A 12,486-nucleotide genomic window follows, 5' to 3' on the forward strand; every position below is an offset into this window, starting at 1 on the left:
ATGTTGTTAGCTTCCCTCATTCACTGTAGTATTGTTTATTAAAACACAAAAACCCAAAAGACGGGCACTTTTTTCAAAGTGTCTATCTTTCGGGTCACAGTTCAAATTAGGAATGTGGGTCTTTTTTTATTTTGCTCTTGTTAGTTGTTGTGATAAAACCACTAGTTCTTCAGTGGCCTCCAGTTATCAGACTGTCCTTTACTTGTTTCCCAAACATTAATTTAATCATGACAGTAGATGACATACTTAGCTGTTACAATGAGCTCATGAGGTCAGGTCAGATAAGAAACATAGCCACTACAGTAGTTACGGCCAAGCCGATTACTACCGGCTTCAGGTTGCGGCGCGCGAGCTCGAATGGATCAACACCGCAAATCGCTGCAGCGGGGATGAGTGCCCACGGGATCAACGTCCCTCCGCCTACCCAGATAGCGGCAATTTGACCGAGTGCGGTCAAGGTAGCGATTCCGGAGCCAATGGCGGTGGAGAATAGCTTGGCGATGGATCCGGCTAAAGAAATGCCTGAGAATCCAGAGCCATCGAGACCGGTGATTGCACCGACTGCAGTAAGCGTAACAGCTCCGACCCCTTTGTTGACCGGTACGGTCTGGGCTAAGGCGAAGCCAAGGTCATTGACCAAGCCATGGGAATTTGCCGGAAGCACCTTGCCAAAAATTTCGATGAAGGCAGAATCGCCGAGATAGAAGAAGGCGGCAATCGGAATGACAGGTCCAAATATTTTAAAGCCAAATTGGAAGCCTTCCACCAGATACCCGGTAGCTTTTTCCAAGCCCTTCTGTTTGTTGGCGATTATCGTGATAAGCAGCATAATCAATAAGGCTGTGCCGCCAACAAGTGCTGTCGCATCACCGCCCTGTAGATTAAGCATGAACATCGCTACTACATCTGCTAAGAACAGGATGGGGATGAGCAAGGCGAACCATCTGCGGATCGTTTGTGACAAGCTTCCTTCGCCCTGCGCAGCAGAGGAATCCGCAGCAGCGGCAGCCGTCTCCATATCGGTATAGGTGCCAGCCTGCAGCTTGCCGCTGTTCATGTCTCGCCGCAGCAGCCAGAAGCTCGTTACAGTGGTAACTACGCCCATTACAATGACCAAAGGTATGCTCGCTTGCAGCACATCGCCTACCGGTATTCCTGCCGCATCCGCCGTTAGCTTCGGAGCGCCTTGAATGATGAAATCACCGGACAGTGCGATGCCATGCCCGAACAAATTCATCGCCGCAGCAACGCCAAGCGCAGGCAAGCCTACCCGCAGAGCAACCGGGAGCAGCACAGCTCCTATAAGCGCAACTGCGGGTGATGGCCAGAAGAACCATGAGGTGATCATCATCACAATCCCGATTATCCAATAGGCAAGTGCAGGTGTGCGAATCAACTTGGCGAAGGGTGCGATCATCGTCTCATTTATACCGGTCTGGGTCAGCACCTTGCCCATAGACACGATTATGGAAATAATCAATATGGTCCCGAGCAATTCCTTAATGGCATAAATAAAGCTGGAAAAGACACCGCTGACGGAATGACTTAAGGATCCAGTAGCCAGCAGACCCAAAATAAAGATGCCTGCAATACACAAAATAGTCGTGTCCTTGCGAAATACCATGAATCCGATGATTACTACGATTAATAACAGATAAACCCAGTGTAATGAAATTAAAGAAATAGCCATCCTGGTCGCCTCCTCTAAGTTTTTGTGAAACAAAAACTGGCTTCGTAAGCATGAACTGGGTTTTTGAAAAACAACAGCTGGCTTCGTAAGCTAAGGCTAGGTTATTGTGTTAGAGTAATTGACATCAGTTGCGTATACTGGCACAAGCCCGAGTATTTGGTACTAAACCTTATGCAGGAGTGGAAGGTTTTATTCTAAATAAAGCTTTCCATACCGATTGATAGGAATATCTTATTACGATAAGGTAGCCACTATATAAAAAAAGATAGGAATAGGAGTGAATTTATGCTGGACGCTTCAAATGCTTCACCGAGTGCTAACAGTTCATCGCTTGATTTACGCAAAACGGCACCATGGATTATATTTATCATTTTTTTCGCTGTTCTGAACGAGACGGTGTTTAATGTTTCCACGCCGAATATCGCTGCGCAGTACGGGTTGACTCCGTCGGGCGTCAGCTGGGTATTGACCACCTTTATTATTTTTTTCGGAATAGGCTCCGTCATTTACGGTAAGCTATCCGACATTTACAGTCTGAAGAGGCTAATTGTCATTGGGATTGTTGTTTACAATGTCGGATCGATTCTGGGTATTCTGTGCCAGTCCTGGTACCCGATGGTTATTGTGGCTAGAGCGATACAAGGAGCTGGCGCATCAGCCATTCCCGCGTTAATCATGGTTGTAGTTGCCAGATATTTTTCTGCAGAGGACCGGGGCAAAGTATTCGGTATTCTGAATTCCGCTGTAGCATTTGCCGTTGGGGTAGGTCCGGTTATCGGAGGCTTTATTTCATCCGCTTATCACTGGTCTTTCTTGTTTCTGATACCCTTGATTACGCTCATATCGATCCCGTTTTTCCGGAAGGTGCTTCCTGATGAAGAGGTTCGCAGCGGAAAGGTAGACATACCGGGAGCTTGCTTGATCGGCTTCGGACTTGCATCTTTAATTTTATTTTTCACCATACCTCACTGGTATTACCTGACGGCCAGCCTGGTGCTGCTCGTTTGGTTCATCATTCACATCCGCAGAGTCGACCAGCCTTTTATCGAACCTGATTTGCTTAAAAACAAGCTGTTCCGCAGCGGTTTGATTGTTGGATTTATTCTATTTTGTACCGTGATGGGAATTATGTTTATCATGCCGTTAATGCTAAGCGGATTAAAGGGGCTGAGTGCAAGTGCTATAGGCTGGATTCTGTTTCCAGGGGCTATCAGCGCTGTAGTGTTTGGACCGATTGGCGGAGGCTTGGCGGATAAACGGGGCAATAACTTTGTAGTTGCTGTCGGAATTCTGCTGCTGACGGTCAGTCTGCTGTTGATTTCTTCCTTGCTCGGTTTTAACGCCTGGTTGATGTCGGCAGCACTGGTACTTATGTATATCGGATTTTCGTTCATTCAAACTGCATTGGCCAACAGTGTATCCTTAACATTGGAAATGAATCAGACGGGCGTAGGGATGGGCTTATTCAATCTGGTCGGCTTCATTTCGGGAGCTGTAGGAACCGCCTTGGTCGGCAGAGTATTGGATGAAAAGCTGTTGAATTTCCCTGTTAATCCTTTAGTTAGGCAAAACGAAGCCCATCTGTACAGTAATTTGCTCCTTGTATTCGTTATTGCCATAATTGTTGGAGCCGTAATTTTCTATAAAAGCTATGGGATGATCAAATTCAAAATGAAACCCTCCTGATGTGTTGACTCGGACGGTGGAAAGACGTAGGAAGAAATTGGGAACGCAAATGATGTTTTTTCGGAACAGTTGACGGCTGCGGGTTTTTATAACAAAGATATTGGATATTTAGGCTTCCGATATTATATGGATTACGGGCCATGCATTTATGGACCAAAGATCGTGGAAAGTCATGGGAAAGGCTCTCCGTCACGCTGCCGGAAAAGTTTAACGAATACAGGAAGAACCCTCTCACGCCTATATTTAACGGGAGAGATGGCCTGTTTCTAATGCCGTAAGAGATCAGGAACTCAAAGACATTGGATCATTTATCTAACAAGCAAAGATGGCGGTCTAACATGGATTTATGATGAATCTTTTGACAAACTAGAAAGTTACAATTAAGCGAAAAAAGCGGCCATTCACGACAAAGGCCACTAATTCAACAACAAATGCCGATCCTAGGACCCTATTTTTTATCGGGAATGGGTTATAAATCGCAAGAAAAGTTGAATAACAGCAGCAATCTGCCATCAGCTTGGCAGGTTATATTTACCTGACGTATAATTGGGTATATATAGTTGAATGATACTATATGAAAAAAAGGTCAGTTTGTATCCAAATTTAATTCTAGGAGTGAAGAAAATGGCTATTGATGTTTATATGAATTTTAATGGCAACTGTCGTGAAGCGGTAGAATATTATGCGCAGGTTTTTGGCGTAACCAATCCGCAGATTATGTCCTTTGAAGAAGCACCGCCTCACCCGGACTTCACCCTACCAGAAGAAGCTAAAAATTTAATTATGCATGCACGGCTTGACATCCTTGGTAGTACTGTAATGTTCTCTGATGTTTTTCCGGGGATGCCTTTTGTTGCAGGTAACAATATAACCCTATCAATTGTTATTAATGACGTGGAGGAAATTAAATCTTTATTTAATAAACTGAAAGATGGCGGTACTGTAGGTATGGAGCTTCAGGAAACATTCTGGAGTAAATGCTATGGCAGTCTAAAAGATAAATTCGGAATCGGATGGCAATTTAATTTAGCGGAATAAATGAAACAGTTACTGATTAAGAACCTATAAAAAAGATATAGACTTTTCCTCTAAATAAACTGGTACCCATTCGCTAACACTTTTTTCAAAGTGTCCAGTGTATGGGTACCAGTTTAAAAGAAGAAAAGATTTTATATCTTTTTTTTGCTTTCACCAAATTTTACACATGCGAAGCACTGGATGGTTGTCTTTTTGTGGAATCCAGTCTGCTGGCTCCTACAAACATGGCTGTAACCAAACCTATACTGCCAACACAAATGCTGAGTATAAAGCCGTGATTAATGGCGGTACCTAACGCCTCCTGAAGAAACCTCCGGATTTGCGGGTCGATTGTACCTCCAGCACGCATCAATAGTTCGGGATTAGCTAATAAGCTGATTTTATCGTCAGGAATACCGACTTTGACCGCACCCTCCGTTATTAATCTATATAAATTGTTATTTACGATTGTCGCCATAATCGAAGCGCCTAATATGCCGCCAATATTTCTCCAGAAGCCAACGATGGATGAGCTTACGCCCATGTATTTGGGATCAACATTTGCAGCAATAGCGCTCTGCGCAACACTCATTAAAGGCCCTACTGCACCCAATCCCAGCAAAATCATAAGAGCGATCATATAACCGCTGGAAACATCAGCGCTAACGACAGATAGCAGCGATGCAACAACGATGGTCATGAGCATACTGATAAGCATTAGAGTACGGAAGGTGAATTTCGACTGCAAGAAGCCGAATAGTATAGCTCCTGCAATTAACGAAGCCATCATGGGTGTCAATACGCCATTAGAATTGCTATTACCTAATACCCCAACCGTAAAACTGGGCAGATAAGTAATCGCCGAGAACATGAGTACACCTTGGCAGAAGCAAATGATGCTTGTTCCCAATACCATCTTATTTTTGAATAGGGTTAGCGGGAGTACTGGCTCTGCTGCATTCCGCTCAACTAGAATAAACAAAGTCCCGATTACAGCTGATATGGCGAACAAGCTGATTTCCTGCCATGAGCTCCAAGCATAATCCTTGCCTCCCCATTCAAGAGCAAGCATTAGTGAAACGGTTGTAATGATCAGAAATAATGTTCCTATATAATCTATTTTCGGTTTGCGCTCTGAACGAGTTTCCTTTAAAGCAAACATCAAAACAATCATAGAGGCCAGGCCGATCGGTACGTTAATATAGAAGTTCCATCTCCATCCCAAATGCCCAGCAATAAAACTGCCCAGCTGCGGTCCCGCAACGGAAGAGAGGCCAAAGATCGCCCCGAATACGCCTGACATTTTTGCTGCATCCTTCGGATCTTTAAATATTGTGTAAATAATAGTGAAGCTAATCGGAAATAAAGCACCGGAGCCAATGCCTTGAATGACACGAAACCAAATGAGCTGGTCGACATTCTGAGCAATTCCGCATAATGCAGAACCGATAAGAAACATGGCGATTCCAATCATGTAGAACATCTTCCTGCCGAATAAATCGGACATTTTTCCAAATACTAGCATCGTGCTTGTTGCCGCCAGCATATAGGCCGTAAATATCCAGCTTATTTTATCAAAAACATTAAAATCCTCGCTTAATTTGTTAATGCATGATGCAACAATTGTATTATCCAAGGATGACATTAATAATCCAAGTGCCATGGCAAGAATAATGAGCTTATTATTTGAGCCTGATCCGGTCACATTAACCCCTCGCTTCTTGTTCTAATTGTTCCATTTGTTCTAATCCTTCACGGATTATTTCCAATTTAACGCTATATTCCTTGATCCCAATTTGGATGCATATGTTCTGGGTCGGATGGATTTGATCTTTATAAAGTGAATACTTCTTGTTTAACTGCTCTAACTGCTTCTCTGTATGCTGCTGCACCTGCTTCAACCAGACAATGACCTTGTCATACCCCACAAAGCGGCCAAAATAAAGCCTCATCAAAAAATCCGATTTCAAGCTATCAGCTTCCAGAGGACTATCCAGATAAGAGCTGAACTGCTTTCTTCCGTTCTCCGTTATGGTATACACAATTTTATTAGGTTTACCGTCTTGAGGTACATTTTCCTTGGTTAACAACTCCTCTTTCTCCATCCGATGCAGCATAGGGTAAATCGTTCCGTAGCTGGAGCTGTAGAAGTAAGAGAATAGTTCTTCAAACAATTGTTTGATTTCGTAACCGGATAACGAACGCTCCATAAGCATCCCGAGAATAACATCTTGACTGTTCATGAAAGAGCCTCCTAAAAGTTTTCCAAATGAGAAACTAAACTGACATTATTTTCTATAATGTTTCGTTAGTTAATATATCAGTTCGATATATATCATGTCAATATATAAAATCTTTTTTTCAAATAGTATGGACACTCGCACAATGCAGGACTTATCTCGAATCGAATAGGGTTTGTTATTAGAGGTTAGAACGAGGAAAAGAATGAGGGAGAGAATGGATGATGCTGACGTTGCCACCTGGATTTCTTTGGATGCCGGCGATAATGTAGGAGGGACGCTATGGCGCTTTGGCGTCGAAGTAATCGAGGTACATGTGCCTGGAAATGAAACTAAACTTAGCCCCTATAGCTCATAGCTGTAGGGGTATTTTTCTATGGTTTTGAGGTTTGGGATAAGCATGGTCATCACTAAATTGGCGGTTGAGGGAACTGGGATGCGCTATTTCGATCTGCACACGTGTTCATTTATGTGAAACGGAACAAGGATCCCTTATTTCTTTGAAATGTGGGATTTTAACCGATCAGGGGCGCAATAACGCATCGTGGTTCCGCTACTTCATGAAATAGCAGGTGTGCAAGACATTTAGCGGAACGACGTTCCGCAGGAGATTGGGCGAGTGGGAGAGCGGACGAGTAGGAAAGCAGGAGAGCAGTGGGCAGATCCAGATCCCTGGACAGCAGCTGGGCGCCCTGTTTTGTCGCTAAATTTTCTTGGCCGTTCTGCGGTACGCTGCTGGTGTTATGCCAAGCACCCTTTTAAACATGCGGTGAAAATGAGGTAATGTTTCGAAGCCGCACATTTCTGCGATAAGGCTGATGTTGTGATCGGTAATGTTCAGTAGCTCCTTGGCTCTTATGATTCTTTTCGTCATGATGTATTCCGTCAGGTTCATTCCGATTGTCTGCTTAAAAACGCGGCTGAAGTGCGCAGGTGTAACGGATGCTTTGCGGGAAACTGTAGATAATCCGATATCATTAAATAGATGGTCATCGATATAAAGCAGAATTTCCTTCATCCAATTTGGTCCGATTGATGAATCAACAGCATTTTGGCCGTCATTCGGCCCGGTTTGCCGATTCAGGAGAAGCAGGATGGTTTGAAGCTGGAGCACAATGGCTTGCCTGTATCCGAGACTTGAAGCTTGTATTTCATGGTGAATAAGCTCAATACTTAGTTCAAGATCCTGCTGCTGCTGCTGCATAAGCTCGAATTTATAGTTTTTCTGTTTCCTCTGCTGTTCGAAGCAATGAAGATAAGAGAAGGAGTCACCGAAAGAGGCGTGTTGAACCAGTATGGGGCTAAAAAAGATAGCCGTAGAGGTAACAGGATCGTCTTTATCTGGCAATGCCCGATGGATCGTATTTCCGGGAATTGCAAAGAGATCTCCCTGCCGCATGTCATAGATCGTTTGATCAATAAATAAGGTCCCTGCCCCGCTGTATACGTAGACAAGCTCGTACCAATCGTGAATATGGTCGGGAAGCTCGGTTTGTGTACTCTTGGTGCCTCTGTATACGAACGAAAATGGAAATGTGCTGTTGGAGTCGAATTGTTTTCGAATTGGATTCATAATTAATCTCCTAAGGTAAGAAAAAACCTTGCATCTATAAGTAGATCATGGTTAAAATGATAGCAAAAAAGAGTATAAATTTGCAAGGATAGGTTATTTTTTAATTATTATTTGTTGGTAAAATAGAGTTAAGGTATGAATGAATTCTTTCATGAGAGGAAGGAATGTAAATGCTGATCGGAATTCCCAAATTGATTTCACCTGAACTGTTAAAAATAATGATGGAGATGGGGCATGGAGATGAGCTTGTTCTAGCAGACGCCAACTTTCCGGCAGCAAGTATCGCGCAGAGGCTGGTTCGCTGTGATGGGCATCCGATTCCGGAATTGCTGGAGGCCATTCTTCAATTATTTCCATTGGACACCTACGTGGAGCATACAGCGGCGCTGATGGACAAGGTTCCTGGGGATACAGTTGAAACTCCTATTTGGAAGCGGTACCAAGATATTCTGAAAAGCCATACTTCTCTGGAAGAGCCCTTTGAATATGCGGAGAGATTTGCATTTTACGAGCGAGCCAAGAAGGCTTATGTCGTAGTCGCTACAGGCGAGGGAGCGCAATACGCAAACATTATTTTGAAAAAAGGTGTCATTAAGCAGCAGGGCTGAGCCTGTGAGGGAGAGTGAGCAGCTTGCAATACAGAAAACTGGGCAAGACCGGATTGGATGTATCCATCCTGAGCTATGGGGCGTCTTCGCTAGGAAGTGTTTTTCGGGATGCTAATGAAGAAGAGGGAATCCGAACGGTGCATTCCGCAGTAGATCAAGGTATTAATCTTATCGACGTTTCACCATACTACGGACTGACTAAGGCAGAAACGGTACTTGGCAAGGCAATTAAGCAGCTTCCACGTGACCGATTCCTATTATCTACAAAAGCAGGCAGATACGGTGCGGATACGTTTGATTTCTCGGGCAAACGGATCATCAGCAGCATCGAAGAAAGCCTGCAGCGTCTGAACACGGATTACGTGGATATGCTGTTTCTGCATGATATTGAGTTTGTCAGCTCGAAACAAATTGTAGAAGAGGCTATTCCGGCACTTCATCAATTGAAGGAGCAAGGAAAGATCCGGTATTTCGGTATTTCCGGCTTACCGGTGCAGCTATTTGAAACGATGCTTCCTCAAATCGAGGTTGATGCGATTTTATCCTATTGCCATTATTCGCTAAACGATACATCGCTTTTAAGCTTATTGCCGCTCATTGAGCAACAACAAATTGGCCTTGTCAACGCATCACCGCTATCGATGGGGCTGTTGGGAACAAGAGTCGCACCTGAATGGCATCCGGGAAGTCGAGAGTTGAAGGACATTTGCCGAAAAGCAGCTGAGCATTGTGTAAGCCGAGGAGCGGATATCGCTAAGCTGGCTGTGCAGTTTTCGACAAGCAACGAACAGATTCCAACCACACTGGTCAGTACAGCGAATCCGGATAACATCAGCAAAAACATTGCCTGGACAGAAGAACCAATCGATGAAGAATTGCTTAAGGAGGTGCTTGCTATTTTGGCACCGATTCACAACCAGACATGGGTTAGCGGCAGACCTGAGTATAACGAGAAGGAGGCAATATCATGAGGGGTATTGTATGTGAGGAAATTGAAAAGTTTAAGCTTGTCGAGATGAAGGAGCCGTCTTTGGCAGCTGGTGAGGCGATAGTTCGCATTCGAAGAATCGGTATTTGCGGTACGGATCTGCATGCTTATAAAGGCAATCAGCCCTTTTTTTCTTACCCACGTGTGCTCGGACATGAGCTCGCTGGTGTAATCGAAGAAGTTGGACCCAATGAAGCTGGACTGCAGGTTGGCGATCAAGTAGGGATTATCCCTTATATGCAATGCGGGACATGTATCGCTTGCCGCAATGGCAAAACCAATTGTTGCACCGACTTGAAGGTGCTTGGCGTACATAGTGATGGAGGAATGAGAGAGCTATTGTCCGTACCTGTTACTCACTTAATTCAGACGAACGGACTTACACTTGATCAAACCGCCGTATTGGAACCCCTTAGTATTGGTGCACATGCTGTAAGAAGATCGGAGCTAAAAAGCGGTGAGACCGTGCTTGTAGTTGGAGCAGGACCCATTGGACTGGGAGTTATGGCATTCGCAAAGCACCGCGGCGCGCAAGTCATTGCTATGGATATCAATGATGAACGGTTAGCCTTTTGCCAGAAATGGGCGGGAGTCGATCATGCGGTCAATGCGCTGAATCAGCCTAAGAAGCAGCTGGCTGCAATTACCGGGGGTGATTTCCCGACGGTAGTATTTGATGCGACAGGAAATCTGCGTTCCATGACGGACTCCTTCGGGCTTGTTGCTCATGGAGGAAAGCTGGTGTATGTGGGATTGGTAAAAGCGGATATTAGCTTTAATGATCCTGAGTTCCACAGGCATGAATTGACGCTGCTGGCTAGCCGGAATGCAACCAAGGAAGATTTTGACAACGTTATGGAGGCAGTAAAAAGCGGAAGCATCGACGTAGGGAGCTACATCACCCATCGAGTACCGTTTGAACAAATGATTGAGCATTTTGACAGCTGGCTCAAGCCGGAGACCAAAGTGATTAAGGCTATGGTGGAGTTGTAGTCATTTGGTGTATCACAGCAGACAGCCATATAGGTTCTGCACATTGAATTATACGTACAAACGGGGCTGTACCAAAAGACATTTTGAGACAACCCTTCATTGCAAAAGAGCCCTCAATTCCACTTTAATAGTTGAAGGCTCTTTTTGCACATTCTTGTGTATTCAGTGACGCATAAGATGAGGTCGCTTTCCAACGCTTGCTAATCGCGGGTATCGGGTTCATGGCTCGTGGTTCGGTTAAGGCTTTGCATGGCAGTATTGCGCACTCCGTGCAATTATCAGGAAAATGTCAAGTTAGTTACTCCGAAAATAGCGTTCCAAGTCTTATAGCTGGAATTTCTCCTGCTAATTCTACGTATTTTGGCTGATATCCACCCTGGATTAGCGTGAGGATTTCCATCTATTTCTTTTCTTTCCGCAGCGGCCCCGACAAATCATGGCCTCCTCTAGATTGAAAGCAGCCTTTGAACATCGCTTCTCGCCCCATCACTTAAGCAACATCCAAAAAGCGGCCGAACTCATTTTTGGATTTTTAAACCCCCACTCTGAGGGGAATTTTCCTACAAAAAAGACGCTTCCATTTCCGCTTACATAGTGGTTTTGGAGGCGTATTTGTTCATAATTTGGAACTGATTCATTCACTGATACCCTTTTGGGACAGCCTCGTTATTTTATTTCTATGGATAGTACCACCTGGACAGAAAGACCGGATAGGTGCTAGTTTAAAGGGTTACACTACCGCTCAACGGGATCAATCATTTATCGCAGCTCTTTTTGTTAACTTTCATTAACCTATATGGTTATCTTCACTGCCTGTACCGAGTTGGGATTCAGCCTTATTCTTATGGACTGACAAGCTTTTTGAGATAGAAGTTGAAATTTTTATAACCAACGGTTATTATATTAACATAGGTTACTAACCGTTGGTTATAATTGTAGTGAGGGGGCTATTAGTTGGAATCAATAAAGAAGTCCAAGCAAGAGCTTCGTTCGGAAGAAACGAAGCGAAGCATTGCCGAAGCGGCAGGCAAGTTGTTTACAGAGCGAGGTTACGATACTGTAACAATGCGAGAAATTGCCAAAGAAGCTAATTGCTCGCATACAACGATTTATTTGTATTTTAAGGATAAGGAGGCATTGCTGGAGCAGCTGGCTATTCCGCCTTTGCAAACCTTGGAGGCTGCATTTCTTTCGGTTATGAATGAAAAGTCGTTAGACCCAACGGGGAAGCTCTTGGAGATCAGCCGACATTTCCTCCGCTTTTGTCTATCCCATAAAAGCATGGTCACAGTCATATTCAATGTAAAGTCCGTGCGTGTTGATGAAGTGAACCCGGCAGGTGAGGTAAACCAACTGCGCAATCGTTTGTTCAGCCACCTGACCGAAAGCGTCAACCGGATTATTCCGGCAGAGACATCGGAGGCGCGGATCAATCACAGCCGGGTGTATTTTTTCGTGATGAATGGAATGGTTAGTACTTATTTGAATAGCGAGGAACCGTTAGAGCCGCTGCTGGAGCGCATCATTCCATTATTGGATCAATCCATAGAGATTGTGCTGCTAGGCATAAAGCATAAGCTTGAACAAGTGCAGAACCCGTTGAAAGGACAAACGAAAGGTCAAAAAGATAAGGAGAAGTCCAAGAAAGATAAGAAGCAGAAGGTTAAAAAATCCAAAATTGAGGGATAGGG

General features: G+C 44.3%; 11 protein-coding genes. 7 read left to right on the forward strand and 4 right to left on the reverse strand.

Annotated features, from left to right (window positions below):
• Positions 1-277: 277 nt before the first annotated feature.
• Complete coding sequence (locus tag ACFQ0C_RS20015) at positions 278-1,690, reverse strand: hypothetical protein (RefSeq protein WP_379368860.1); 1,413 nt, start codon at positions 1,688-1,690, stop codon at positions 278-280.
• A 285-nt stretch (positions 1,691-1,975) separates the two neighbouring features.
• On the opposite strand from ACFQ0C_RS20015, the gene ACFQ0C_RS20020 reads away from it, so the two are divergent.
• The gene (locus tag ACFQ0C_RS20020) at positions 1,976-3,376 is read left to right on the forward strand and encodes an MFS transporter (RefSeq protein ID WP_379368862.1); all 1,401 of its coding nucleotides are present in this window, start codon (positions 1,976-1,978) and stop codon (positions 3,374-3,376) included.
• 624 nt (positions 3,377-4,000) lie between these two features.
• Positions 4,001-4,414 (forward strand): VOC family protein, encoded by a 414-nt coding sequence (locus ACFQ0C_RS20025; RefSeq protein WP_258218411.1) that lies wholly within the window; start codon positions 4,001-4,003, stop codon positions 4,412-4,414.
• 160 nt (positions 4,415-4,574) lie between these two features.
• On the opposite strand, the gene ACFQ0C_RS20030 is transcribed toward ACFQ0C_RS20025, so the two are convergent.
• Both ACFQ0C_RS20030 and ACFQ0C_RS20035 read right to left on the reverse strand, forming a co-directional pair.
• Complete coding sequence (locus ACFQ0C_RS20030; RefSeq protein WP_379368864.1) at positions 4,575-6,098, reverse strand: DHA2 family efflux MFS transporter permease subunit; 1,524 nt, start codon at positions 6,096-6,098, stop codon at positions 4,575-4,577.
• Position 6,099: 1 nt separating this feature from the next.
• The gene (locus ACFQ0C_RS20035; protein WP_379368866.1) at positions 6,100-6,636 is read right to left on the reverse strand and encodes a PadR family transcriptional regulator; all 537 of its coding nucleotides are present in this window, start codon (positions 6,634-6,636) and stop codon (positions 6,100-6,102) included.
• Positions 6,637-6,838: 202 nt separating this feature from the next.
• Between ACFQ0C_RS20035 and ACFQ0C_RS20040 the strand changes: the two genes are divergently transcribed.
• A complete protein-coding gene (locus tag ACFQ0C_RS20040; RefSeq protein ID WP_379368868.1) occupies positions 6,839-6,991 on the forward strand; it encodes a hypothetical protein in 153 nt (50 codons plus the stop codon).
• Positions 6,992-7,336: 345 nt separating this feature from the next.
• Here ACFQ0C_RS20040 and ACFQ0C_RS20045 read toward each other — a convergent pair whose 3' ends face one another.
• Positions 7,337-8,206, reverse strand: a complete 870-nt coding sequence (locus tag ACFQ0C_RS20045; protein ID WP_379368870.1) for a helix-turn-helix domain-containing protein — start codon at positions 8,204-8,206, stop codon at positions 7,337-7,339.
• A 170-nt stretch (positions 8,207-8,376) separates the two neighbouring features.
• Here ACFQ0C_RS20045 and fucU point away from each other — a divergent pair, with 170 nt between their 5' ends.
• The 4 genes from fucU (at position 8,377) to ACFQ0C_RS20065 (ending at position 12,484) form a co-directional block, all read left to right on the forward strand.
• Positions 8,377-8,814: an L-fucose mutarotase gene (gene fucU / locus ACFQ0C_RS20050; protein ID WP_258218415.1), complete on the forward strand. Its 438-nt coding sequence runs from the start codon at positions 8,377-8,379 to the stop codon at positions 8,812-8,814.
• A gap of 23 nt (positions 8,815-8,837) precedes the next feature.
• Positions 8,838-9,785, forward strand: coding sequence for an aldo/keto reductase (locus tag ACFQ0C_RS20055; RefSeq protein ID WP_379368873.1), 948 nt, complete (start codon positions 8,838-8,840; stop codon positions 9,783-9,785).
• The gene (locus tag ACFQ0C_RS20060) at positions 9,782-10,795 is read left to right on the forward strand and encodes a zinc-binding alcohol dehydrogenase family protein (protein ID WP_379368875.1); all 1,014 of its coding nucleotides are present in this window, start codon (positions 9,782-9,784) and stop codon (positions 10,793-10,795) included. The genes ACFQ0C_RS20055 and ACFQ0C_RS20060 overlap by 4 nt, the downstream gene beginning before the upstream one ends.
• A 954-nt stretch (positions 10,796-11,749) precedes the next feature.
• Positions 11,750-12,484 (forward strand): TetR/AcrR family transcriptional regulator, encoded by a 735-nt coding sequence (locus tag ACFQ0C_RS20065; RefSeq protein WP_379368877.1) that lies wholly within the window; start codon positions 11,750-11,752, stop codon positions 12,482-12,484.
• The last annotated feature ends 2 nt before the right edge of the window (positions 12,485-12,486 follow it).

The sequence above is a fragment of the Paenibacillus sp. GCM10027630 genome, assembly GCF_042676305.1.
Classification (GTDB): Bacteria; Bacillota; Bacilli; order Paenibacillales; family NBRC-103111; genus Paenibacillus_S.